The following is a 24751-nucleotide window of genomic DNA, read 5'->3' on the forward strand; positions in this document are numbered from 1 at the left end:
ATGCCGCCTGCGAGCCTGTTCACAGGCTTCGCGCCAACAACTGGCCCGGCCAGCCATCGACCTCGAAGGTGCAGACACGCTGATAACCGCAGGACTCGTAGAAACGCACCAGCGCTCCCGACCCGCCACCGTAGCAATCGACGCGCAGGTGCCCAACGCCTGCCGCCCTCGCCTGCTCATCGGCGAACGCCATCAAGTGCCGACCAACGCCCCGCGCACTAAGACGGCGCGAGGCAACCAGCAGCCGCACATAGACTTCCGGCTCCGTCGCAGCGGGTACGTAGGGCATCGCCTCTCCCAGCACCAAGGCCGCGCCAAGGGTGCCAGATTGTGTGTGCGCCACCCAGGCGCCCGGCAACGCACACGCCTGTGTCACGCGTTCGACCCGCTGCGGCTGGGCCGACCAAGGCTCCGTGCCCCACTGCCCCGGGTTGCCTATTTCGCGAAACCAGGCGATGGCTTCATCGAACAGGCCCAGTACCGCGGGGGCATCCTCTGCACTGGCACGGCGCAAGACCCAGCCATTGCCTGGCGCGATCGGCCCGCTCATGGCCACAGCCGGACCGCGCTCCACGCGAGGTCCCCCTGGGTGGCCGTATAGCGCCAACGCTTGTGATTGCGGTCAGTGGCGCCCTGCCAGAATTCCACGACCGTCGGCGCAACGGCATAAACTTGCCAACCGGCTTCGACATGACCGGGGTGGCCCTCAAGAAAAGCCTGAGCTTGGGCAAGACGCCTCGCCAGCGACTGGGGATCCTCCATGATCTCGCTTTGCCGGGAGGCCATGGCACTGGCGCGCGAACTGACAGGGCGCCCCAGAAAATCCTCGGCGCACTCCTGCGCTGACAATGCCACGGCTTCACCGCGCAGGCGGATCTGCCGCCCCAGCGCAGGCCAGTAGAAGGTAAGCGCCACCTTGGGCTGATGTTCGATTTGCCTGACCTTCGGGCTTTCACGCTTGACCGCGAAGTGCCACCCACGCGCATCGACATTTTTCAGGATCAACACCCGCGCATCGGGCCAGCCCTGTTCATCGACGGTCGATAGCGTCATTGCATGGGGCTCGCGCACACCCGCGGCCAACGCCGCGTCCAACCACAGCGCGAAGGCCTCCTGGGGCGTGGCCGGCATAGCCGACAGATCAAGGTCGGGTAGCGGTGCCTTGAGCGATGGAATCTGCCTCAGCATTTCCTTGATCGGCAATGCGTCCAGGGTGGTGTGGAGCATGATGCGTCAACCTCCTGCAGCCAGGGCGTAAACCACCACCCTACCATCGAACCGGCCCGCCTTCCCACGCCTGCGCAGAAGCCGACGCGGCAAGGCTGCCCAACGTTCAGACCCTCACCAGCCACTCATCCACCAGTCCCTGGCGCGCCAAGGCCTCGCACCACGCTGGCTCGGCCTCGACCTGCACCTCGTTGCAGTCCAATTCGTGCAGCACCTGCAACACCCGCGACGCACCGAACTCATCGAGCATGCGGCAACGAACCTGGGCAAAGCGCCCACCAGCCATCACCCGCCTGTCATGCAACACCAGGGTCGGCGCACGACCGTCGAGCACCTCGGCCGACGCTGGACACTCGAGCCCCTGGTCTACCACCACGCGCAATGGTGCTACTGGCGTGGCACGTTGCGCCGACACCGGCGCCAGCAGTGACGTGTCGCACGCCTTGACCCATTCGCAGGTGGTCAGCAAGGCCGATGCCCGCCCCCGCCAGTGGGCCAGTGGTGCTTGCTCATCGCAATGACTGAGCATCGCGCCGTCGCCCAGCGTGCCGATCGCCAACGCGTCGGGCCGCAATACTCGTACCCAGGGGCGCTGGCGCTCGATGCGCGAGAAGAACCCACGATTGAGCGCCCGCGCTTCCGGGCACGGCAATACTTCGACGACGATGCTGGCCTGGCGCAGGCGTTCGCCACCACCACACTGAGAGGCATCGGCGCTGGCGCTGACCACCCGGCTCACCCCCGCGGCCACCAACGCATCGGCGCAGGGCGGCGTGCGCCCATGCCGGCCGCACGGCTCGAGGGTGACATAGGCGGTGGCGCCACGCGCCGCTTCTCCGGCCTCGCGCAACGCATGTACCTCGGCATGGGCTTCGCCGGCGCGCTGGTGCCATCCGCGCCCCACCACCTGGCCATCGTTGACGATCACGCAGCCGACCCGCGGGTTGGGCATGGTGCTGTACAGGCCCTGGCTGGCGAGCGCCAGGGCCATATCCAGGTAGTGGCGGTCGAGCGCACTCACGTGCGGACCAGCGCCAGCAGATAGCGGGCCTCGCCATGCTGACGCTCGATCACCTCCAGGCCCTGCCAGGTGAAGCCGTGGGCCTCCAGTGTCTGGCGGATGCCAGCGTCAGTGAAGAAATAGCCCTGGCGCTGGTTATCCATTTCCCGCCACCCCGCCTCGGGGTGGGCATCATCGACCCCGAACACGTTCAGCCCGACCAGCGCGCCGGGGCGCAGCAGGCGACGCACATGGGCCAGGTAAGGGCCCCATTCGTCCGGGTGCTGGTGGTGGAAGCAGCCGTTGTCCAGGGCCGCGTCGAACACCGTCCCCGGTGCCGGCTGCCAGTCCTGCATGGCCTTGTTCACCAGGTCGAGGCGATCACCCCAGCGCTTGCGCAGCAACGGCCAGCTGGAGTTCTCGACGATATCCAGCCCGGTGACGCGGTGCCCGGCGAGGATAAAGGTGGAGGCATCGCGGCCACGACCCACGCCGATATCCAGCACATGCTGGTCGCCCTGCGGGTCGAGCCGCTCGAGGAACACCTGGGCCGCCTGGATCATGCCGACATCCCACGACCATTCGTCCTCGCCATGGCTATAGCGGTGCACGAACGAGGTATCGAGAGCCTTGCGGTAGGCGTCCTGGGCCATGAAGCCCTGTGCTTGCTTGCTCATCGCAATCCTCCGTCAGGATGCCAGGCGCGCGTCGATGCCGTAGATGCGCCCATCATAGGAACTGGCCAGGAACGCATCGCTGGCCGCGTCATGGGTCAGGCAGGAAATGCCGCTGGCCGTGGGCCTTTGAACCGGCAGCCAGCGCCGCGAGGCCAGGTCGAACAGCGCCACGGTGCCGTTGTAGGCGGCGGTGGCGATCACCCGGCCATCGCTGGAGGCGGCGATGCACTTGATCGAGTGCTGGTGCGGCGAATCGAACACTTCGTCGCCGGTTTCCAGCCACAGGCGCAACTTGAGGTCGCGGCCGATACTGGCGAAACCGCCGGTGATCGGGCAGCAGCCGTTGGAAATGCGCGTATGCGCCGCCTCGATGTGTCGCACGCAGCTGAAGTCGGCGATGCTGTGCAACGCGGCGTCGGCCGAAGCGCAGACGCTGAACAGGTGACGCTCGTCGGCGGCCACGCCCTTGATCGCGTTGTCGTGCATGGGGATCGACGCCACCAGGCGCAGGCCGCCCTTGCCGTCATGGCCGAACACCAGGCCTTCGCCGGTGTAGGTGCCGATCAGCGCCAGGTCCTCGCCCTGCTTGACGAAGGTTGCGCCACAGTTGAGCGGAGAACGGTGCTGGTAGAGCATGCGCCCGGACAGGCCATCGAACACCTGGCCCATCTGGCCACCGGTCAGCAGCAGCGGGCCGAACGGCAGGAGGAAGTTGCACAGGCTGCCGACACAGGTCACCGGCTGGTCGTCACGGTGCAGGATGCCAGCGTCGCCGATGCTGTACTGGCGCTCTTCGCTGCGCACCACGGCATTGATGCTCACCGCCGGCTCGATGCCCGATACCTGCCACTGGTCCTGCTCGTAGTTCCAGGTGGCGTAGCGCGAGCCGAAGGTGGCGAACACCAGCTGCTCGTCGCCGACGAAGGCGCAGCTGCGTGGCCAGACGATGCTCGGCAGCGCGGTGCTGCGACGCTTGACCAGGTTGCGCCCGGCATCAAACGTCCAGAGGATCGCCGAGCGGTCATAGCTCAGGCTAACCAGCAGGCGCTTGTCGTCGTTCCAGACAATGCGCTTGATCCCGGCGGCATGGGCCGGCACGGTCTGCACCTGGCCGTCGGCGATGATCGAGATGCGCCCCTCATCATCGCCGGCGAACACCACGCCTTCACGGGTGATGGCAATGGTGTCGGTTTCCACGCCGCCGATGTCCACCTCGTCGCATTGCTGGCCGCTGCGGGTGTCCCACTGGCGCACGGTGCCGTCATCGCTGCTGGAAATCAGGCGCTGGCCATCCGGCGACCAGACCACCGAGATCACGTCGGCCTGGTGGCCATGGAATGCCTGCAGTTGCACGCCATCGAGGTCGAAGATACGCAGCACGTGGTCACGCGAGCAGGTCGCCACGCGCTGGCTGTCTGGTGAGAACACCGCCATCTCGACGTCGTCGTTGTGCCCCTGCAACACGGCCTTCAGGCGCATGCTCGGCACTTCCCAGATGCGCGCGGTGTAGTCGCTGCTGGCGCTGACCAGGTACTTGCCGTCGGCGCTGAAGGCGCACTGGTTGGCCAGGTGATCGTGGTGCACGCGGTGAATCGGCTCGCCGGTGCTGGCGTTCCACAAAATCACCTGATTGTCGTAGCCGGCAGTGGCGACGAAGTGCGCGGCATGGGCGGCGATGCCGCTGATAGGGCCAATGTGTTTCATCGAAAGATCCTTTTTCGCGAGCGATCAGAGCTTGATCGAATGGCTGGACTTGTCGGCTTTCGCCTGCAGGTAGTTACGGTTGTGCTGGGTCAGGAACACCCCGGTGGGCACTTGCTCGACCACATCGATGCCGCCGGCGCGCAACTGCGCGACTTTCTCCGGGTTGTTGGTCAGCAGCCGGCACTTGTCCACGCCCAGGGCGCGCAACATCTGCACCGCCGGGTCGAAGCTGCGCGAGTCGGCCAGGTGGTTCAGGCGCAGGTTGGCCTCGTAGGTGTCAAAACCCTTGTCCTGCAGCAGGTAGGCCTCGAACTTGGAGTACAGGCCGATACCCCGCCCTTCCTGGCGCAGGTAGATCAGGTAGCCGCCAACCTCGTGCAGCGTGCGCAGGGCCTCCTGCAACTGGGGGCCGCAATCGCAGCGCTGCGAGCCGAACACATCGCCAGTGATGCACTCGGAGTGCACCCGTACCAGGGGCACCTCGTCCCGACCTGGGCCGATGCCCACGGCGAAGTGCTCCTGGTGGCGCTCGAAACCATGGAAACCATAGAAATGGGCGTCGACATCGCCGCCGAGAATAGAGATCGGCACGATGGTATGCAGCGAAACATCCTTGTTCATGGGATCAGACCTCTTGCACGGAAGACGCGGTTGCTTAGTTGTGGTGTTCCACCAGGCGAAAGCCCATGACGTAGATCGGCCGTGGGTAACGCCCGTGGCGGCGCGCGGTACGCGCCAGGTCGCGAAAGCGGGTGAAGCTGCCACCGCGGGCCACGCGGTGGGTGCCGACATCGAGCACCAGGTCGTCCTCGATGCGTGGGCCACCGGGGTACGCCTGGTAGTCCTCGGCCACGTACTCCTCGACATTGCCGGCCATGTCCAGCACGCCGAAGGGTGAGGCGGCGTCGACGAAGACGCCGACCGGGGTGCTGTCCAGGTAGCCCAGCTCGGCGGTGTTGGCATGCTCGACCTGGTAACTGTCGCCCCATGGGAACTGCCGCCCCTCGGTGCCCGCTGCGGCGTATTCCCACTGCGCCTCGCTGGGCAGGGCGAAACGCCGTCCGGTGCGCTTGCTCAACCAGCGCGCATAGGCGTCGGCATCACTGGCGGCGACGCTGTACACCGGGTGGTTGGCGTGGTGCCGCGGGTAACGGCCAAAGGCCCAGCCCTCGGGGATGCCAGGGTGGCTGCTGTCGAGCAGGAATTGGCGGTACTCCTGGTGCGTCACCGGAAACCGGGCGATGCGAAATGCCGCCAGTTCCACCGCGTGGCGCGGGGTTTCCTTGGCGATCCAGCTGCGGTCCAGGCCCAAGCCGTCGAACTGGTCCATCACCTGCTCTACCGCGCGCGGGTCGAGGCCGATATGTACCCGCGCCGCCGGGATGTCGATCATCTGTGGGGCGAAGGTGTCGATGCGCGGATCGCCGCGCAAGCCCAGCACCTCGCCGGCGGCGATACGCCGGGCCAGGGGCTCGCTGGGTTGCTGGACAATCCTCAGCAAGGTTTCCAGCGGGTCGTCGAGCAAGGCGTCGAAGGCTTCGCCGACCTTGGTTTGCAGCGGTTGCTCCAGGTAGTGCTCCGGGTAGCCCATCAGGGCCCGGTCACTGACATCCTTGGGCAAGGGGCTGGGCAGCCGCGGCCAATGCCACTGTTTGTAGCTGTTCATGCAAATACCTGCCTGGGCCCACGCCTGCCGCGCGCCGCGGCAGGGTGTGGCGAGCTGGGGTCAGAGGCGATCGGTGAGCAATCGCGGGTTGCTTTCGATCATTTCCACTTCGGCGCTGTAGACCTCGATGACCAGGCCGTCCGGGTCTTCGAAATACACTGCGCTGCGGACCTGGTCCGGGCCATGGTGGTAGCCAGGAGCCGGGCCGTTGCCCTTGACCAGCTTGATGCTGCCGGCGGCCGTGACCTGCTCGGCGATGCGCCGCACATCCTCGGGCAGCGCGCGGATGCCGATGTGGTAGCCGGCCGGATAGCTGAAGGCCTCGCTCTGCTCGATGAAGAAGTCGAAGCCGTTGAGTTCCATCACCGCCTTGCGTGGGCCGAGGTTGTAGCAGTAGTTGGCGCCGAGGATGTCGGCGTAGAACGCCTTGGAGGCTTCCAGGTCGCGGGTGAGGATATTGACGTGGTTCATCTCCGGGCGCTGCTTGGCCCGGGCCGCCTCGTCCAGCCCCAGGCCGTCGAGGGAGCGCCACAGCTTGCTGGCGGCGGCGAACTTGGCGAAGCCCGGCAACCAGGCCTTGATCACCTGCTCTGCCACCTGGCCGCTGGCGATATCCAGCGCATAAGGGTACAGGAACCCTTGGCTTGCCTGCTGCCATTGCGCGAGCACACCGCTGGCCGATGGTAGTTGCGCCAACGTGCCTTGCACGCGAATCAGCACCAGGGCGGTGTTGTGGCACAGCCCGCGGGCCTCATTGAGCAAGTTGCCCAGCGCCGCTGGCGGCGTCGCGCTGTCGAGCAGCAGGCAGACCGCATCCACCGGCCCCTGCCCGGCCGCCTGCTGGCTAACCTGCAGGCTGAAGCCCGCCTTCGCCGCCGCGCTGCCGAGGCTGTCGAGGGCCTGGGCCGCCGCGTCGCCCAGCGGCGCGGCATGCAATGCCAATAGACGCAGCATCAGGCAGCCCTCCGTCCAACCAGCAGGGTGTAGCGGCCGATCGGCTCCTGCTCCACTGCAAGCCCCGCCGAAGCCATGCTGTCGATCAGGTAGCGGGTCGAGTGCAGCTCGCCGTTGACCGTGTTGAGCATCATGTGCAAGGAGAAGTCGGCCGACAACGCCGGATGTATCTCGTCGTCCTCCAGCGCCATGCTCAGCACCAGCAGCGCGCCGCCGTCCTCGACCATGCCGGCGGCACCGGCGATCAAGGTGCGCACCTGCTCACGGGTAAAGTAGTGCAGGCAGTCGTTGAGCATCACCACGTCGGCGCGCTCGCCCTGGTACTGGGCCAGGTCCAGCAGGTTGCGCGCGTGGAAGCCCAGACGCTCTTCCAGCTTGTATTTGCCGAAGGTGGTTGCGGCGGCGTCACGGGTCGGCTCCAGGTCCCAGACTTCACCCTTGACCTGCGGATGACGGCTGGCGATCTCCGCCAGGTAGGTGCCGTGGCCGCCGGCCAGGTCGATCACCCGCCGCGCCTTGTCGAACAGTGGCAGGTCGCGCAGCACGTCGACCATCGGCTGGCTGAAACGGACCATGGCGTCGTTGAACGCATCGCGGGCGGCGATATCGTGCTTGAAGCGGTTTTCCTGCTGGAAATCCAGCGAGTCGCGGCTGCGCAGCACCTCGCCCAGGCGTGGCCAGTTGTGCCATTGCAGGCGCTGGTGATCGATGATCGGGCCAATGAACTCGGCGCTGTCGCTGACCAGGAAGCGCTGGCTCAACGGCAGGTTCTCGTAGCCTTGCGCGCTGCGCTTGAGCAGGCCCATGGCGACCAGCGCGTTGAGGAAGATCCGGCCCTTGTTCGGCACCCAGCCCAGCGCATCGCTCAACGCCTGGGCCGCGATTGGCTGGCGGGCGTGGTCGAACACGCGCTGGGCCAACGCCGAATGCAGAATGGCGGATTGACGGTACTGATCGGACAGTTTCACCAGGTCGACCACGCCCTGCAGGCTGTTCACCTCGTCGGCATGCTCGTAGATGGTCACGGGTTTCTGGGCATTCATGCACTCACGTCCCTGTCGAGTTATTGGAGTAGGACCTGCGCCCGGCCATGGGCCAGCCAAGGAATTCCACGAACTTGCACGCAACCCTCCCTGGGACCGGCAAGCACAGGCTCCGCAAAAGAGCCTAGACCTGAGGCAAAGAAATACAACCACAAACTTTTATATTTTTATCGAATATAAATTTTCCTATCGATACTCGTTCACCTTGCACCTATCCGCATGAATACAGGCTATCCTTCGCCCACTTGCCTGCGCAAAGGACGGCCCAGGAGAGTGCCCGACCCGCTCATTCACCCCGGTTTGCAACGCTCCATGACCTCGACCTCCGTTGACCCGAACTGCACCACCGACCGCATCCTGTTCCTGCTCAAGACCCGCGGGCCGCTCAAAACCGCCGATCTTGCCCAACTGCTCGGCATTACCTTCGAAGCCACGCGCCAACAGGTGCAGAAGCTGCAGGCCACGGAGCTGATCAGCGGCATCAGCGTGCCGGCCAAGGGTGCTGGCCGCCCCTCGCAGAAATGGACGCTGACCGCCACGGCCCAGCGGCGTTTTCCCGATTCTCACAGCGTGCTGACCCTGCAGTTGATCGAAAGCGTCGAGCAGGTGTTCGGTAGCGACGGCGTCGACCGCCTGATCAGCCGCATGGAAGACAGCAACAGCCGCGAGTACCAGCAGGCCTGTGCCAGTGCGCAAACCCTGGAAGACAAGGTGCGCATCCTGGTGCAACTACGAGAACGCGCCGGCTACATGGCCGAGATGCAGGCCGATGGCCAGGCCTGGCTGATCGTCGAGAACCACTGCCCGATCTGCATCGCCGCGACCCGCTGCCAGGGGTTTTGCCGCAGCGAGCTACAGGTATTCCAGGCGGCGATTGGCGAGCAGGCCACGGTGGAGCGCTGCGAGCACCTGATCTCTGGTGATCGCCGCTGTGTCTATAGGATTTCGCCGAAATAGACGGCAGGATTTGCAAAGATGGAATGCGCGCCCCCTGTAGCAGCCAGCCTTGCTGGCGAACCAGGCGAGGCGCCGCCTGGCACCGGCTACCGGCATTCGCGGGCAAGACTGTTGCTCCCACAATCTGCGACACCATCAGGCCAGGCTACCCTCCCTCGCTCCCCCACCCCAATGCCTTGTACAACGTAATCGCATCCAGGTACGAAGCGGTCTCCGCGTCCGCCACCTCGCGCTTGATGGCGAACAACGCGCGCTGGTTCTCCAGCACCGCCAGGTAAGTCCCCGCCCCCCGCCGATAACGCTTGTTGGCAATGTCGATGGCTTCGCTGCCATGCCCGGCGGACGCCACCAGGCTTTGCAGCCGCGCCTGGTTGCGCACCAGCTGGGTCACCGCGTTCTCCACCTCTTCACGGGCCAGCAGCACGGTCTGCTCATAGCGTGCCCGCGTGCCATCGGCCAATGCCTCGCGCGCGCGCAAGCGGGCCCGGGCATTGCCCAGGCGCAGGGCCGGCCAGGTGACCACCGGCGCCAGTTCGTAGGCCCGGGCGGCACTGCCCAGGTCGCCGCTGCGCAGGGCGAAGAAGCCGATGAAGCCGCCCAGATCCAGGCGCGGGTACAGCTCGGCTGTGGCCGCGCCCACCTCCTCGGTGCTGGCGGCCAGCTCACGCTCGGCGCTGACCACGTCCGGGCGCTGGCCGATCAAGGCGTCGACATCGCCCAGCGGCAATTGTCGCGCCAGCGGTGGCAGAAACGCCGCATCGGCCTGGGCCTGGCTACCCGGGACTTCGCCAGTGAGCACATCGAGGCGGTAGCTGGCCTGCTGGATCGCCGCCTGCAACGGCGGCACCGCTGCCTCGCTGAGCAACAGGTTGGCGTGGGCGTTTTGCTGGTCTTCGTACTGGCCGCTGCCAGCACGCACCTGGGCCGTGGTCAGTTGCAAGGTTTCGCGCCAGGCCTCGACCTGGTCCTCGGCCACGGTAAGGCTGCGCTTGAGCCCAAGCCTGAGGTAGTAATTGCGCGCCACCTCTGCGGCAATGCTCAAGCGGGCCTGCCGCAGGTCGGCCACCGCCGCGTCGGCGCGGGCCTCGGCGGCGTCCGTCAGGCGTTGCAGGCGGCCAAACAGGTCGACCTCCCACTGCACGTCGAAGCCGGCGCGGTACTGCTCGCTGCGCATGCGCCGTGGGTCGCTGCCATCGGCCGGTTGCTGCTGTTGCAGGCTCTGGTTGTAGCCGGCCCGGGCAGTGACCCAGGGATAGCGGTCGAGGCTGCGGTCGTCGAACAGCGCGCGCGCCGCCAGCAGGTTGGCGTGGGCCTGGCGAATATCGTGGTTGTGGGCCAGGGCCTGGTCCACCAGGCGCACCAGCTGCGGGTCGTCGAAGAAGCGCCACCACTGCGCCGGCAGCTCGCCACGCGCGGCGAACGCGGCCCTTTGCGGGCTGTGCACGCCGCTGGCGGCAAGCTCCGGCTTGCGATAATCCGGGCCGACGCTACAGGCGCCCAGCGTCAGCAATGCGATAGGCAACAGGCGCTTCATGGCTGGCGCTCCAAGGTTTCGGCCAGCGACCGGGCACGCGGCGAGCGCACCGTGCTGGCATGATCGCGGGCAAGCAGGCTGTAGATGGTCGGCAGCACGAACAGGGTGAACAAGGTGCCCACCAGCATCCCGGTGACGATCACCACGCCCAGCCCGAAACGGCTGGCGGCCCCGGCGCCTGAGGCGAACAGCAGCGGGATCAGCCCCACCACCATGGCCGCCGTGGTCATCAGGATCGGCCGCAAGCGGATCTGCGCCGCCTGGCCGATGGCCGCCCGGCGGTCGAGGTGCTGCTCGGCCTGCAAGGTATTGGCGAACTCGACCATGAGGATGCCGTGCTTGCTGATCAAGCCGATCAGGGTGACCAGGCCGATCTGGGTGTAGATGTTCACCGTGGCCACCCCCAGGGCCAGGGGCAGCAAGGCGCCGCTGATCGACAGCGGCACGGTGATCAGGATGATCAGCGGGTCGACCAGGCTCTCGTACTGCGCCGCCAGCACCAGGTAGATCACCACCACCGCGGCAAGGAATGCCAGCATCAGCGCGTTGCCCTCCTGCTGGTACTGACGCGCGTCGGACTGCCAGTCGATGCTGAAGCCCGCCGGCAGTTGCGCGGCCACCTGCTCGAGGAAAGCCACGGTGTCGCCCAGGGTCACGCCAGCGGCGGGGATGGCCTGGAAGGTCGCGGCGTTCTGCTGGTTGAACTGGGTCAGCCGGTTGGGCTCGACCTGCTCGCTGACCTGCACCACGGTGGACAGCGGCACCAGCCGGCCCTCCTCGCTACGCACGTACTGGCGGGTCAGCGCTTGCGGGGTCAGGCGCTGGTCACGCGGACTCTGGGCGATCACGTCGTAGGAGCGGCCATCGAGGCCGAAGCGGTTGAGGTAGTTCTCGCCCACCAGCACCGCCAGCGACTCGCCGATGTCCTGCATGCGGATGCCCATGCTGTTGGCCTTGGCCCGGTCGACGCGCACCTGCACCACCGGGTTGTTGTAGTCCAGGTCGCTGTCGACCACGGCGAACAGGCCGCTCTGGCGCGCCTTGGCCTTGACTTGCTCCATGGTGTCGAACAGCACGCGGTAGTCCTGGGAGCTGCGCAGCACCATCTGCACCGGCAGCCCACCAGTGGAGCCCGGCAACGCCGGCAGCTGGAAGGCGAAGATGCTGGTGCCCTCGACATCGTTCACCGCCGCCTGCAACTCGAGCTGAATCTGCGAAGCATTGCGTTCGCGCTCGTTCCAAGGCTGCAGGTTGATGCCGCCGATGCCCGAGGCGATGCCGTCGCTGCCGTTGATGATCCAGGTGCTGACAGTCTCCGGCAGGGTGCGATAGACCGCGTCGAGCTTGTCGGCGAAGCGTTCGACATAGGCCAGGTTGGCGTGCTGCGGAGCCTTGATCGCGGTCAGCAGGCCGGCCTGGTCCTCGGTCGGCGCCAGCTCGCGCTGCGCCAGGCTGTACAACAGTGGCAGGCTGACCAGCACCAGCAGGGCGAAGCCGACGCTGATCCAGCGATGCTTCAGCGAAAAACCCAGCACATGGACGTAGCGCCCGGCCAGCCATTCGAAGAAGCGGTTGGCGGCATGGGCCATGCGCCCCTCGGACTGACGGGCGTCGAGCAGGAACGAGCTCATCACCGGCGACAGGGTCAGCGCCACCACCCCGGACACCACTACCGCCCCAGCCAGGGTCAGGGCGAATTCACGAAACAGCGCGCCGGTCAGCCCGCCCATCATGCCGATTGGCGCGTACACCGCCGCCAGGGTGATGGTCATGGCGATCACCGGCCCGGCCACCTCGCGGGCGCCGATCAGCGCCGCGGCCACTGGCGTGCGCCCCTCCTCGATATGGCGGTGCACGTTCTCCACCACGACGATGGCATCGTCCACCACCAGCCCTACCGCCAGCACCATGGCCAGCAGCGTCAGCAGGTTGATGCTGAAGCCGAACGCCAGCATCAGCGCCGCGGCGCCGAGCATCGACAGCGGGATGGTCACCACCGGGATCAGCACCGTGCGCAGCGAGCCCAGGCACAGGTAGATCACCACCACCACGATCAGCAGCGCCTCGAGCAAGGTCTTGCTCACTTCGTCGATCGACGCCTGGATAAAGCGCGCGGTCTCGAAGGCCAGCTCGGCCTTGGTGTCCGGCGGCAGGGTCTGGCGAATCTGCGGCAGCAGTTGGCGGATGCCGTCGACGATCACCAGCGGGTTGCCGCCGGGGGTGGCGAACAGCCCCAGGTGCACCGCCGAGACGCCGTCCATGCTGGCGCTGGTCTCGGCCGAGGCGGCGCCCAGTTCGACGGTGCCAATGTCGCGGATGCGCACCAGGCCGTTGCCGTCGTTGCGGATCACCAGCTCGCGGAAATCACCGACCGAGGTCAGGTCGGTGTCGACGCGAATGTTGGCGATCACGTACTGGCCCTTCACCTTGCCGGGGGCGGCCTGGTAGTTGTTGCGCCGCACCGCCTCGGCCACGTCAGCCGCGGTCAGGCCGCGAGCGGCCAGGCGCGCTGGGTCGATCCACAGGCGCATGGACAGGGTCTGGCCACCGAATACCTGGACCTTGGCCACCCCCTCGATGGTGCTGAGCAAGGGTTCGACCACCCGGGTGAGGTAGTCGGTCATCGCCGGAATCGGCAGGCTCGGGCTGGCGAAGCCGATATAGGCCACCGCCGTCGACTCGCCAGCGGAGCGTTCGATCACCGGGTCGTAGGCCCGTTCCGGCAGGCGGTAGCGCACCTGGTTGACCTTGGCCATCACCTCGGTCAGCGCCTGGGTGGAGTCACGGTTGAGCTCCATGCGCACGGTCACCAGGCTACGGCCTTGCACCGAGGACGACGACAGGTAGTCGATCCCTTCCACCGAGGACACCGCCTGCGCGATCGGCTGGGTGACGAAGCCCTGCATCAGCTCGGCGGGGGCGCCGGGGTATTCGGTGGTGACGGTGATGGTCGAGCTTTCCAGCAACGGGTACTGGCGGATCGGCAATTGCAGCAACGACAGCAACCCCAGCAGCAGGATCAGGGTGCTGACCACCAGCGCCAGCACTGGCCGGCGCACGAACAGGTCGGTAAATGTCATGGCGGGTTCTCGCGGGGGGTCAGGCGCCGCTGGGCGGGGTCTGCAGGGTGTCTTCGGTGGCTTGCACGGCGGTGCCGTCGGTCAGGCGCAACTGCCCGGAGACCACCACTTGGTCGTTCTCGCCCAGGCCCTGTTCGATCACCACCCGGCCGGCCTGGCGCTCGCCGGTACGCACCGAGACACGTTGCACCACCAGGGCACCGGCGGCGGCATCGTGGCGGGCGACGAACACCGTGTCGCCATAGGCGGTATAGGCCACCGCGGTTTCCGGCACGCTCAGCACCTGGCCGACCTCGGCGCTGGCCACCCGTACACTGGCATACATACCGGCCGCCAAACGCGCATCGGGGTTGGCCAGGGTCGCCTGGACCTGCACCGTGCGCGAACGGCCGATCAGCGGGTCGATGGCGCTGATGCGCGCGGTGAACTCGGTGTCGGGGAAGGCGTCGAGACGCACCTGCACTGGCTGGCCGGGGCGCAGTTGGGCGCTGAGCTGCTCCTCGAGGGAGAAGTTGACGTACAGGCTACGGGTATCGATCAGGCTGACCACCGGATCGCCGACGTTCAGGTACTGGCCCTGATTCACCCGGCGGATGCCCAGGCGCCCGTCGAAGGGCGCGCGCACGGTCTTCTGGGCGATCACCGCCTCGGTGCGGGCCAGCTCGCCCTGGGCCATGTCGCGGGCGGCCAGGGCGTTGTCCAACTGCTCCTGGGTGGCGGCGTTCTCGCGCAACAGGTCCTTGACCCGGCGGTGGTTGGTGCGCGCATTGTCCAGCTGGGCCTTCAGGCGCAGGCGCTCGGCCTGCTCCGGGGCATCGTTGAGGGTGATCAGCACATCGCCCTTGCGCACCCGCTGGCCGGAGGTGAAGTTGATCGCCGTGACCCGCCCGCCGATTTCGGCGGAGACCAGCACCTGGTGTACCGCCTCCAGCTCGCCGACCCCGGCGAAGGAGCGGTTCTCCGGGCCCTTCTGCACGCTGGCCAAGGCCACCTTGACCAACTGCCGCGGCGCCGTGGCCGTGGCCTGGGCTTGACCGGCATGGTGCCAGGCCAGGCCAGCGGCGCTGACCAGCGCCAGCACCAAGGCGCTGGCGAGTATCGCTTTGCCATTCATTGCGCGTCCTCCCTTCATGCCCAGTTCAGGTTGAACAGGAAGAACGCCAGGATCGACCAGAGCACCAGCACCAGGTGGGTCAATTGCAGGCCTTCCTGGCGGATCCAGTAACCGAACCACAGGCCGCCGAGCAACATCGCGAAGGTGAAGGCGAGCATGGCGCACAGCGCCAGGTTTAGCCAGGCCCGGGCCATGAGCGGGTCCTGGGCGATGACCAGGCCATAACTGCCGGCCCAGGCCGAAAGGCTGGCGACAATCTGCAACAGCAAGATCACCAGCAGCGCCAACCGGGCCAGGGTCGGCGATTGGCAGGCGCGGCGCAACAGGGGGAATTCGATGGCCGGTGGTTGGCGCAACGGCGCCATGGCCAGGGTGGCGCCGATGGCGCCGACGGAGCTGGAAAACGCCTGCAGGTTGTTCAGTACCGCGATGCTCAGCCACAGCGCCAGGCCCACGGCCTGGATGGCCTGGAACAGCCACAGGGAGGTGTGCAAATCCATATCAACTTCCGTATCGATGGCCTGGTTTGGGGTGCCCAGGCAATTACACAAGAAAACGCTTGGATATTAGTGGCAGCCTTGCCGATACACAAGCGTTGCTATTACGGGCGCGTGGGGTGGGATGGGCGTTGACATGGGTCAGGGCTTGTGCATCGCCAGGCAAGGCTGGCGCCTACAGGTAGCCCGCATGGCTTGAGGTCTGTGGCAGCGGGTTCACCCGCGAACACCGGCGCAGCCGGTGCCATCCATCGCGTCGCCTGGTTCGCCAGCAAGCTGGCTCCTACAAGTCAGGTGCTGACGACCGCTCGCAGCCGCTGCCCCAGCCGCGGCCCGAATACATTGATCAGCAAGCCGAGCATCACCAGCAGCGCTCCCCAGCCCTGCACCTCGGTCAACCGCTCGCCCAGCAACAACGCCGACGAACTCAAGCCGATCACCGGCACCAGCAACGAAAACGGCGCCACCTTGCCCGCCGGATGGCGCGATAGCAGCGTGCTCCACAGGCTATAGCCGACCATGGTGGCGACGAACGCCAGGTAGGCCAGGGCCAGCACCGAACTCCAGCCAATATTGGCCAGCGCATGGCCAATCCGCTCGGGCCCCTCCAGCCACCAGGACAAGGCGAGAAACGGCAACGGCGGAATCAACCCGCCCCAGATCACCAAGGCCACCAGATCGACCTGGCCAAAGCGTCGAGTGATGATGTTGCCCATGCCCCACATGGCGCCCGCGCACAGCGTCAACAGCAGCGCGATCAACGGCACATGCCCGCTGTCCTCGCTGCCGATCACCGCAAGCCCACCGGCCGCCACCAGCAGCCCCAGGACACTGGCCAGGCGCAGCCGCTCGCCGAGGAACAACGCGGCGAAACCGAGGGTGAAGAACGCCTGGGACTGCAGCACCAACGATGCCAGCCCCGGCGGCATGCCGCTGTACATGGCCTGGAACAGGAAGGCGAACTGCCCCAGCGAGATGCTCGCGCCGTAGGCGATCAGCCAGCGCCACGGCAGGTTCGGGCGGCGCACCAGGAACACCGCCGGAAAGGCCACCAACAAGAAGCGCAGGGCCCCCAGCAGCATCGGCGGCAGGCCATCGAGGCCGACCTTGATCACCACGAAATTGACGCCCCAGGCGATGATCACCACCAGGGCGATCAGCAGGTCTTTCAGTGGCATGGCACGCATTCCTTTTACCGGCTTGTTTTAGTCATATTTAGTTACAGCATAAGGTGATTCCGCCACCCCGAACCAGCACAGTTGGACGCCAGGCTTGCGCAACAGTGGGCTGTGATGAGGCTGCGATCAGTCTCAGGCTTCACTTGACCAGACTTGTATATACATGCTCATATCAAGCCATGGCCGTCCGCCCTGCGTCCCGCCGACCGCCGCCGCCCTCACAAAAACAACGAAGCGGAGCCCTCCCCGATGTCCAGCAAACCTGTGATCGAGCGCCGCTCGATCGACTACATCCCGGAATCCGAACGCCATGGACGCGTCTACAGCCAGTTCACCCTGTGGCTGGGTGCCAACCTGCAGATCACCGCGATCGTCACCGGCGCCCTGGCCGTAGTGCTCGGCGGCGATGTGTTCTGGTCGCTGATCGGCCTGTTCATCGGACAACTGGTCGGCGGCGCGGTGATGGCCCTGCACGCCGCCCAGGGGCCACGCCTGGGGCTGCCGCAGATGATCTCCAGCCGCGTGCAGTTCGGCGTGTATGGCGCCGCCATTCCCATGGCCCTGGTATGCCTGATGTACCTGGGCTTCACCGCCACCGGCACGGTGCTTTCCGGCCAGGCCATCGGCCAGTTGCTGAGCATCAGCGACAGCGCCGGCATCCTGATCTTCGCCGGGGTGATCGTGCTGGCGACCCTGGCCGGCTACCGGGTGATCCACTGGATCGGCCGCGTGGCCAGCGTGCTGGGCATCATCGCCTTCGTCTACCTGTTCAGCCGCATCCTGCTGCTGGCCGATATCGGCCAGTTGCTCGACAACCGCCATTTCAGCTGGGCCAGCTTCCTGCTGGCGGTGTCGCTGGCCGCCTCCTGGCAGATCGCCTTCGGCCCCTACGTGGCCGACTACTCGCGCTACCTGCCGAGCGCCACTTCGCCGCTGAAGACCTTCCTCGCCGCAGGCCTGGGTTCGGTGCTCGGCGCCCAGGCCTCGATGATCCTAGGCGTGTTCGCCGCGGCGATTGCCGGCGGCCAGTTCTCCGGACGCGAAGTGGCCTACATCGTCGGCCTTGGTGGCGCCGGCAGCACCGCGGCGCTGCTGTACTTCAGCATCGCCTTCGGCAAGGTGACCATCTCCACCCTCAACAGCTACGGCAGCTTCATGTGCATTGCCACGATCATCAGTGGCTTCAAGGGCCATCTGCAGATCAGCCGGGTGCAGCGCCTGGTGTTCGTGCTCGGCATCGTCGGCGCGGCCACCCTGGTGGCATTGCTCGGCCAGCATTCGTTCCTCAGCGCGTTCAAGTCGTTCATCCTGTTCCTGCTGACGTTCTTCGTGCCATGGAGCGCAGTGAACCTGGTGGATTACTACTTCATCACCAAAGAACGCTATGACATCCCGGCGCTGGCCGACCCGGACGGGCGCTATGGGCGTTGGAACTGGCCAGGGATCGGCGTGTACACCTTTGGCGTGCTGGTGCAAATGCCGTTCATCGACACCAAGCTGTACACCGGCCCCATGGTCGCGCACCTGGGTGGGGTGGATGTGTCATGGTTGATCGGGCTGGTGGTGCCAAGCGTGCTGTACTACTGCGTGGCGCGCGGACGGGCGGCGCAGGCGCCGGCGCGGATCGTGGTGCCTGAGGGGAACTGAACACCCTAGGCATTCGCCATCAAGCGTTGTGGCGCCCTGCCTGCCAGGCATCGGGCGCCCACCTCCAACACTGTCACGCCACCGTCATGCAACTGTCGTAATCTGCGGCGCCCCCTGGTGCCAAAGGTCATCGGCATGCCTCGCCTGCTTCCCTCCCTGCTGTGCCTGCTGTCGAGCCTGGCCTGCGCCGAGCCTGTGCAACTGCGCCTGCAGGGTTCCAACACCATCGGCGCCGCCCTCGCCCCGGCACTGGTCCATGGCCTGTTGCAGGCCCAAGGGGCCAGCGCCATCGACACCCAGCCCGGCGCCCAGGCCAACGAAACCCAGATCCATGCCCGCGACCGCAACGGCCAGCCGGTGCGCATCGACATCGCCGCCCATGGCTCGAGTACCGGCTTTATCGCCCTGGCCAAGGGCGATGCCGACCTGGCCGCCGCCTCGCGCCCCATCAGCGACCGCGAAGCGTTGCAGCTCCAGGCCCTTGGTAACCTGCGCGGCGCCAACGCCGAGCAAGTGATCGGCCTGGACGGCGTGGCGGTGATCGTGCATCCGGACAACCCACTGGCGCAGTTGACCACCGCGCAGCTGGCCCAGGTGTTTTCCGGCCAGTTGCAACGCTGGGAGCAACTGGGTGTTGCCGGCGGCACCATCCACCTGTACGCCCGCGACGACCGCTCCGGCACTTTCGAAACCTTCAAGGCGCTGGTGCTCGACCCCGAGCGGAGCAACCTGTCCGAACGAGCCCGCCGCTTCGAATCTGCCGACGCGCTGGCAGCGCAGGTCAAGGCCGGTCGCCAGGCCATCGGCTTCAGCGGCCTGGCTACCGTGCATGGGGCCAAGGTGCTGGCGGTGGCTGCCGGCGACGCCCCGGCCCTGCCACCCAGCCGCGCACTGGTAGCCAGCGAGGACTACCCGCTGTCGCGCCGCCTGTTCTTCTACCTGCCGGCCAATGCCAAACCCCAGGCCCGAGCCCTGGCCGAGTTCGCCCAGAGCCCGGCAGGCCAGGCCATCGTTGCCGAGCAGGGCTTCGTCTCACAGCAGATCAAGGCCCTGCCGGTCGCCAGCCAGGCCGACATGCCGCCACGTTATCGCGCCCTGGCCAGCGAAGCGCAGCGCCTGAGTGTCAACTTCCGCTTCCAGGCGGGCAGCGCCAGCCTCGACAACAAGGCCCTGCGCGATGTGCAGCGGGTAGGCGATTACCTGCGCCAGGCCGGCAAGCTGCACGGCAAGGCGGTCTTGGTGGGTTTTGGCGACCCCAAGCAAACCCCTGGCCGTGCGGCCCTGCTCTCACGCCTGCGGGGCATGGCCGTGCGTCGCGAGCTGGCCCGCGTCGGGGTAGAGGTCAAGGCCGTGGCCGGCCTGGGAGACGAGCTGCCGGTGGCCGGCAACGACCTGGAGCAAGGGCGCCAGCGCAACCGGCGGGTCGAGGTCTGGGTGTACTGAGCTATTCAGTGCTCGTCGGGCAGCTCGACCCGCGCCAGCAGGCCAGCGCCGCTGCGGTTGCGCAAGACCAGCTCGCCGCCCTGCTCGCGAATGCTCGCCCGCGCCGCCGACAGGCCCAGGCCCACCCCGCCGGTGTCGCGGTTGCGCGAGCCTTCCAGGCGAAAGAACGGATCGAACACCCGTTGCAGCGCCGCCTCGGGGATGCCGGGGCCCTCGTCGCTGACCTCGATCACCAGCCGCTGCGCTTCGCGGCGCAAGGCAATCCGCGGATCGCAGGCGTACTTCACGGCGTTCTCCAGCAGGTTGACGATCACCCGCTTGGTCGCCAACGGGCGACCGTCGTGCACCAGGTGCGCCGGCCCACTGAAGCCCACGACAATGCCCTGGTCGCGATAATCGTCGACAATCGTCTGCAACAGTTCCGACAGATCGTAGGCGGTGCGCTGCTCCAACTGCGTACCCTCGCGGAAGAACGCCAGAGCGGCGTTGATCATCGTCTGCATTTCCTCGACATCGCGCACCAGCTTGGCCTGCAGCTCCTGATCCTCCATGAACACGCTGCGCAGGCGCATGCGCGTCAGTGGCGCGCGCAGGTCGTGGGAGATGGCCGCGAGCATGTGCGTGCGCTCGCCAATGAAATGCTGGATTTGCGCCTGCATGGTGTTGAAGGCGACGATCGCCTGGCGGATTTCCTCCGGGCCTTCGATAGCGATGGGTGGTGCTTGCAGGTCACCACCGAAACGCCGCACGGCACTGGTAAAGCGTTGCAACGGGTTGGCCAGCTGGCGCGTGGCGAGCCAGGCCACCAGCAACGTGGCCACCAGGCCAAGGCCGAGAATGACCGCGAACCGCGCCTGCGCGCTCAACCCCCAACTGCGTTCGGGGGGCACGAACGCCAGCCAGCTGCCATCGGTCAGTTGCAACAGTGCCATGTAGTGCCCATCAGGGCTGCCAGGCGGCCAGTCGCCCGGGTTGAACACCTCCATATGCCGGCTTGCGCCGTACAACGCACGCAGTACAGGCTCCGCTGCCGGCTCAAGCAGTACCCCTTGGCCGGGCAGCCCGAATCCGCTGCGTTGTGCCTGCCAGTTCACCTGCAACGTCGGGGTGCTTGCCGCCTGGACCAGTCGCTCGCGCAGCGGCGCCGGGGCCGTCTCGATCAGCCGCGTGATCACGGCGATCTGCTCAAGCAGCCCAGTACGCTCGATGGGTGGCCGCGCCCAGTTGCCGGCGAGCTGGACGAACAGCACGTTGAACGCCAGCGATACCAACATGGCAGCCAGGATCGTCAGGGCAATACGCCGCCTGAGGGTATCGCGCCAGCGCAGACGGCGGATCATCGACGGCTGACCTTGCCGGTGAACAGGTAGCCGCCATTGCGCACCGTGCGGATCAGCTCCGGGCGCTTGCTATCCGGCTCGATCTTGCGCCGCAGACGGCTGACTTGCACATCGATGCTGCGGTCATAGGCGTCATGCCCGTGACCGCGGGTCAGGTCGATCAGCTGCTCGCGGGTGAGGATGCGCTGCGGGTGCTCGAGAAACACCACCAGCAGGTCGAACTCGGCGCCGGACAACGGGATCATCACCTGCTCGGGCGAGCGCAGCTCGCGACAGGTGATGTCCAATTGCCAACCGGCGAAGCCAATCAGTGGCCGCGCCGCCTCGACGAGCGCGCCTGCCTCGCCGGCACGGCGCTGCAAGGCACGCACCCGCGCCAACAGTTCACGGGGGTCGAACGGCTTGGTCAGGTAGTCGTCGGCGCCCAGCTCCAGGCCGACAATGCGGTCGCTGAGCTCGGCCATGGCGGTGAGCATGATGATCGGAATACCCGTTTGCGCGCGCACCTTCTGGCACAGGCTCAAGCCGCCCTCGCCCGGCAGCATCAGGTCGAGGATCAGGGTATCGGGGCGTTGCTGGGCAATCGCCGCCCACATCGCCTGCCCTTCGGCGGCCAGGTCCACGTCATAGCCATGCTGGACGAAGAACTTCTTCAGCAAGGCGAGGATTTCCACATCGTCGTCGACGATCAGCAGTCGGCTCACGGGCACTCGGGTCCAGGATCAAAAGGACCAATCTACTGCCATTGGCCGGTCCCGGTCATATATTTCAACCGGGCAACATTTCGTCGCGCAAGACATGAAACAGACATCATCTGGCAAAACGCATCCGCCACCCTGCGCGCTCTCACAGACCAGGGTTAGCTCATGAACATTGGATGCAACAGCGACAACAGCCCCATGATACTCAGCCAACGGGCGTCGAAGCGCGCTGGCGATGCGGCCTTGATCGTACAGCAGGTCAGCTTGCAGCTGACCCAGGACAAGAGCCAGATCACCCTGCGCCGTTACTTCGAGCACTACCAGCAGGACTGTGGCGATTGGGTCGAGTACACCCACTCGGTGAGCACCCGTGAACTCGTCCAATGGCTAATGACCCACGGCCAGTTGCGCATCGAATCCCCACAGACCACGACCACCATGCAAGACCGGCAAGGCGTACGCCCATGAAGAAATGGGCACTCTTGGCCGCCTTGGGCCTTTGCGCCTGCAGCAGCAACAAACCAATTGCCAATGGTGTATTGCATGACTACGGACTGCTCACACCCCAGCAAGCGCCGTCCGGCCGTACCCTGATGGGCTGGACCGACCCCAAATGGCCGCGGGGTCGCTATATCCAGGTCTATCTCGATGCCAGCCGCTTCTATCCTCGCCCAGCGGCGTGCGCACGTATCCCCCAGGCAACCCTCGATCGCATCGCCCGCTACTATGACCTCGCCCTGCGCAGTGAACTGGGCAAGGTCATGACCGTGGTCGACGCCCCAGGTCCGAACACCCTGGTGGTCAGGCCGGTGATCACCCGGGTCAGCGCTAGCACCCAGGGCCTGCGGTTCTACGAATGGTTGCCGGTCACCCTGGTCGCGGCCGGGGTCAGCAGCGCCGCGGGCATCCGCGACCGCGACAGCGAAATTGCCACCGAGCTTGTGTTCGAAGCCGGCACCAGCGGCCGGGTCATCGCCGAGGCCATGCTCAGTGGCACCGGCGTGCCACTGGACAACGACCGCCAGGTGATGACCCTCGACAACGTCAGGGCCGTGCTCGATGGCTGGGCCAGTGACGTGCGCGAGGTCTACGCGCTCAAGCACCGCTGAAGCACGCCTTGTTGGCCAGCCCAGTTGACCCTGCCCAGCCGGCGCGCCATGCTGGGCGCCCCTGCTGCCTGCTGCCCAAGACCACCATGCTCACCTGGCTGACCCGCGACTCGCTGACCTTCCCACCCCTGGCAAAGGCCCTGCACGACCCCAACGGCCTGCTCGCCGTGGGCGGCGACCTGAGCCCCGAGCGCCTGGTCGCCGCCTATCGACATGGCTGCTTCCCCTGGTACCAGGATGGCCAGCCGATTCTCTGGTGGTCACCAGACCCGCGCACCGTGCTGTTGCCAGACGAACTGCACGTGTCCCGCTCGCTGGCCAAGCTGATGCGCCAGGGCCGTTACCAGGTGAGCTTCGACCGCGACTTCGCGGCGGTGATCGCCGCCTGCGCCGCGCCCCGCGACTATGCCGACGGCACCTGGATCACCGACAACATGCGCGCCGCCTACCTTGAACTGCACCGCCGCGGCATCGCCCATTCGGTGGAGGTCCGCCAGGACGGCGAGTTGGTCGGCGGCCTGTACGGCCTGGCCATGGGCCGGCTGTTCTTCGGTGAATCGATGTTCAGCCGCGCCGACAATGCCTCCAAGGTCGGCTTCGTGACGCTGGTGCGGCACTTGCAACAAGCCGGCTTCGTGCTCATCGACTGCCAGATGCCGACCGAACACCTGCACAGCCTGGGCGCCCGCGCCATCGACCGGGCCAGCTTCGCCGAGTACCTGGCCACCTACCTGGAGCAACCCAACGGCGCCAGCTGGGTCGCCTAGGCGAGTTCCCAGAGCTGGCTTACACTTAGAGACAACGTCTCACCGAAGGGGTGGATCATGACAGAGCTGGCGCGGTTGAAGTTCTATGCCACTCAACCCCACTCTTGCAGCTACCTGCCGGACGAGCAGGCGACCACGCTGTTTCTCGATCCGAGCCAGCCGATGGACGTGCACGTGTATGCCGACCTGTCGGAAATGGGCTTTCGCCGCAGTGGCGACCACCTGTACCGCCCGCATTGCCAGAACTGCAACGCCTGCGTGCCAGCGCGCATTCCGGCCGCGCGCTTCATCCCCAACCGCCAGCAGCGGCGCATTCTCAAGCGCAACGCCGACCTGGCCGTGACCGCCGTGCGCCCGGTATTCAAGGAAGAGTACTTCGACCTGTACCGGCGCTACATCGAGCAACGCCACGCCGATGGCGACATGTACCCGCCCAGTCGCGACCAGTTCTCCACCTTTCTGGTGCGCGACCTGCCATTCTGCTGGTTCTACGAGTTCCGCCTGGCCGGCCGGCTGCTGGCGGTGGCAGTGTGCGACTTGCTGCCCAACGGCCTGTCGGCGGTATACACCTTCTATGAGCCCGAGGAGGAACGCCGCAGCCTGGGCCGCTACGCCATCCTCTGGCAGATCACCGAGGCGCTGCGCCAGAACCTCGAGGCGGTGTACCTGGGCTACTGGATCAAGAACTGCAAGAAGATGAACTACAAGACCCAGTACCGCCCGATCGAGCTGCTGATCAACCAGCGCTGGGTCACCCTCAATTGAAAGCATTGGCTTGAAACACAATTTTCGGGCATAATCCACGCCACTTTTTTTGCCCGGTGCAGTCGTGCGTCGGGCCATCACTGGACACCGAGGGCTTTACTGCATGTCGAAAGAAGACAGCTTCGAAATGGAAGGCACTGTCGTCGACACCCTGCCCAACACCATGTTCCGCGTGGAGTTGGAAAACGGGCACGTCGTTACCGCGCACATCTCCGGCAAGATGCGCAAGAACTACATCCGTATTCTCACTGGCGACAAGGTCCGCGTCGAACTGACGCCCTACGACCTGAGCAAGGGCCGCATCACCTACCGTGCGCGCTAAGCTCCAGCCATGAAAAAGCCCGGCCA

The 24751-nt window shown here is 66.2% G+C and carries 24 protein-coding genes; 8 read left to right on the plus strand and 16 right to left on the minus strand.

Features of this window, described 5'->3' with window-relative positions; all coding sequences use genetic code 11:
- Nucleotides 1–19 precede the first annotated feature (19 nt).
- The 9 genes from ACODS5_RS09205 to ACODS5_RS09245 all read right to left on the minus strand — a co-directional run bounded on the left by ACODS5_RS09205 (nt 20) and on the right by ACODS5_RS09245 (nt 8271).
- Nucleotides 20–550 (minus strand): GNAT family N-acetyltransferase, encoded by a 531-nt coding sequence (locus ACODS5_RS09205; protein ID WP_489108462.1) that lies wholly within the window; start codon nt 548–550, stop codon nt 20–22.
- Nucleotides 547–1227, minus strand: a complete 681-nt coding sequence (locus tag ACODS5_RS09210) for a pyridoxine/pyridoxamine 5'-phosphate oxidase (RefSeq protein ID WP_489108463.1) — start codon at nt 1225–1227, stop codon at nt 547–549. Before ACODS5_RS09210 ends, ACODS5_RS09205 begins: the two co-directional genes overlap by 4 nt.
- A 106-nt stretch (nt 1228–1333) precedes the next feature.
- Nucleotides 1334–2248 (minus strand): bifunctional diaminohydroxyphosphoribosylaminopyrimidine deaminase/5-amino-6-(5-phosphoribosylamino)uracil reductase RibD, encoded by a 915-nt coding sequence (gene ribD, locus ACODS5_RS09215; RefSeq protein WP_134693987.1) that lies wholly within the window; start codon nt 2246–2248, stop codon nt 1334–1336.
- Complete coding sequence (locus tag ACODS5_RS09220; protein WP_134693988.1) at nt 2245–2904, minus strand: SAM-dependent methyltransferase; 660 nt, start codon at nt 2902–2904, stop codon at nt 2245–2247. The genes ribD and ACODS5_RS09220 overlap by 4 nt, the downstream gene beginning before the upstream one ends.
- A gap of 12 nt (nt 2905–2916) precedes the next feature.
- Nucleotides 2917–4608: a WD40 repeat domain-containing protein gene (locus ACODS5_RS09225; protein ID WP_134693989.1), complete on the minus strand. Its 1692-nt coding sequence runs from the start codon at nt 4606–4608 to the stop codon at nt 2917–2919.
- A gap of 24 nt (nt 4609–4632) precedes the next feature.
- Nucleotides 4633–5229: a GTP cyclohydrolase II gene (locus ACODS5_RS09230; protein WP_489108464.1), complete on the minus strand. Its 597-nt coding sequence runs from the start codon at nt 5227–5229 to the stop codon at nt 4633–4635.
- Nucleotides 5230–5263: 34 nt separating this feature from the next.
- Nucleotides 5264–6274, minus strand: coding sequence for a formylglycine-generating enzyme family protein (locus ACODS5_RS09235; RefSeq protein WP_489108465.1), 1011 nt, complete (start codon nt 6272–6274; stop codon nt 5264–5266).
- Nucleotides 6275–6334: 60 nt separating this feature from the next.
- Nucleotides 6335–7228: a VOC family protein gene (locus ACODS5_RS09240; RefSeq protein ID WP_134693992.1), complete on the minus strand. Its 894-nt coding sequence runs from the start codon at nt 7226–7228 to the stop codon at nt 6335–6337.
- On the minus strand, nt 7228–8271 hold the full coding sequence (locus ACODS5_RS09245) for a methyltransferase (RefSeq protein ID WP_489108466.1): 1044 nt from the start codon (nt 8269–8271) through the stop codon (nt 7228–7230). Before ACODS5_RS09245 ends, ACODS5_RS09240 begins: the two co-directional genes overlap by 1 nt.
- Nucleotides 8272–8583: 312 nt before the next feature.
- Here ACODS5_RS09245 and ACODS5_RS09250 point away from each other — a divergent pair, with 312 nt between their 5' ends.
- Nucleotides 8584–9228: a helix-turn-helix transcriptional regulator gene (locus ACODS5_RS09250; protein WP_134693994.1), complete on the plus strand. Its 645-nt coding sequence runs from the start codon at nt 8584–8586 to the stop codon at nt 9226–9228.
- 145 nt (nt 9229–9373) lie between these two features.
- On the opposite strand, the gene ACODS5_RS09255 is transcribed toward ACODS5_RS09250, so the two are convergent.
- From ACODS5_RS09255 to ACODS5_RS09275, 5 genes are all read right to left on the minus strand, one after another.
- Complete coding sequence (locus tag ACODS5_RS09255) at nt 9374–10762, minus strand: efflux transporter outer membrane subunit (protein WP_489108467.1); 1389 nt, start codon at nt 10760–10762, stop codon at nt 9374–9376.
- A complete protein-coding gene (locus ACODS5_RS09260; RefSeq protein WP_134694108.1) occupies nt 10759–13842 on the minus strand; it encodes a MexW/MexI family multidrug efflux RND transporter permease subunit in 3084 nt (1027 codons plus the stop codon). Before ACODS5_RS09260 ends, ACODS5_RS09255 begins: the two co-directional genes overlap by 4 nt.
- 19 nt (nt 13843–13861) lie before the next feature.
- Complete coding sequence (locus ACODS5_RS09265; RefSeq protein WP_489108468.1) at nt 13862–14956, minus strand: efflux RND transporter periplasmic adaptor subunit; 1095 nt, start codon at nt 14954–14956, stop codon at nt 13862–13864.
- Between the two features lie 14 nt (nt 14957–14970).
- A complete protein-coding gene (locus ACODS5_RS09270) occupies nt 14971–15456 on the minus strand; it encodes a DUF2165 family protein (protein WP_134694106.1) in 486 nt (161 codons plus the stop codon).
- Nucleotides 15457–15743: 287 nt separating this feature from the next.
- On the minus strand, nt 15744–16631 hold the full coding sequence (locus tag ACODS5_RS09275; protein ID WP_134694105.1) for an EamA family transporter: 888 nt from the start codon (nt 16629–16631) through the stop codon (nt 15744–15746).
- A gap of 249 nt (nt 16632–16880) precedes the next feature.
- On the opposite strand from ACODS5_RS09275, the gene ACODS5_RS09280 reads away from it, so the two are divergent.
- Together ACODS5_RS09280 and ACODS5_RS09285 are read left to right on the plus strand one after the other, a co-directional pair.
- Nucleotides 16881–18278 (plus strand): purine-cytosine permease family protein, encoded by a 1398-nt coding sequence (locus ACODS5_RS09280; protein ID WP_134694104.1) that lies wholly within the window; start codon nt 16881–16883, stop codon nt 18276–18278.
- 135 nt (nt 18279–18413) lie between these two features.
- Nucleotides 18414–19721, plus strand: a complete 1308-nt coding sequence (locus tag ACODS5_RS09285) for a substrate-binding domain-containing protein (protein WP_489108469.1) — start codon at nt 18414–18416, stop codon at nt 19719–19721.
- A 5-nt stretch (nt 19722–19726) separates the two neighbouring features.
- Here ACODS5_RS09285 and ACODS5_RS09290 read toward each other — a convergent pair whose 3' ends face one another.
- On the minus strand, nt 19727–21061 hold the full coding sequence (locus ACODS5_RS09290; protein WP_134694102.1) for an ATP-binding protein: 1335 nt from the start codon (nt 21059–21061) through the stop codon (nt 19727–19729).
- Nucleotides 21058–21765, minus strand: a complete 708-nt coding sequence (locus ACODS5_RS09295) for a response regulator (RefSeq protein WP_134694101.1) — start codon at nt 21763–21765, stop codon at nt 21058–21060. The genes ACODS5_RS09290 and ACODS5_RS09295 overlap by 4 nt, the downstream gene beginning before the upstream one ends.
- A gap of 162 nt (nt 21766–21927) precedes the next feature.
- On the opposite strand from ACODS5_RS09295, the gene ACODS5_RS09300 reads away from it, so the two are divergent.
- From ACODS5_RS09300 to infA, 5 genes are all read left to right on the plus strand, one after another.
- On the plus strand, nt 21928–22230 hold the full coding sequence (locus ACODS5_RS09300) for a hypothetical protein (protein WP_489108470.1): 303 nt from the start codon (nt 21928–21930) through the stop codon (nt 22228–22230).
- Nucleotides 22227–22871, plus strand: a complete 645-nt coding sequence (locus ACODS5_RS09305; RefSeq protein WP_134694099.1) for a DUF3313 domain-containing protein — start codon at nt 22227–22229, stop codon at nt 22869–22871. The genes ACODS5_RS09300 and ACODS5_RS09305 overlap by 4 nt, the downstream gene beginning before the upstream one ends.
- Before the next feature lie 86 nt (nt 22872–22957).
- The gene (aat, locus tag ACODS5_RS09310; RefSeq protein WP_134694098.1) at nt 22958–23638 is read left to right on the plus strand and encodes a leucyl/phenylalanyl-tRNA--protein transferase; all 681 of its coding nucleotides are present in this window, start codon (nt 22958–22960) and stop codon (nt 23636–23638) included.
- A gap of 57 nt (nt 23639–23695) precedes the next feature.
- A complete protein-coding gene (locus ACODS5_RS09315; protein WP_134694097.1) occupies nt 23696–24403 on the plus strand; it encodes an arginyltransferase in 708 nt (235 codons plus the stop codon).
- 103 nt (nt 24404–24506) lie between these two features.
- The gene (infA, locus tag ACODS5_RS09320) at nt 24507–24725 is read left to right on the plus strand and encodes a translation initiation factor IF-1 (RefSeq protein WP_002553999.1); all 219 of its coding nucleotides are present in this window, start codon (nt 24507–24509) and stop codon (nt 24723–24725) included.
- The last annotated feature ends 26 nt before the right edge of the window (nt 24726–24751 follow it).

Source organism: Pseudomonas sp. FG47 (assembly GCF_057809115.1).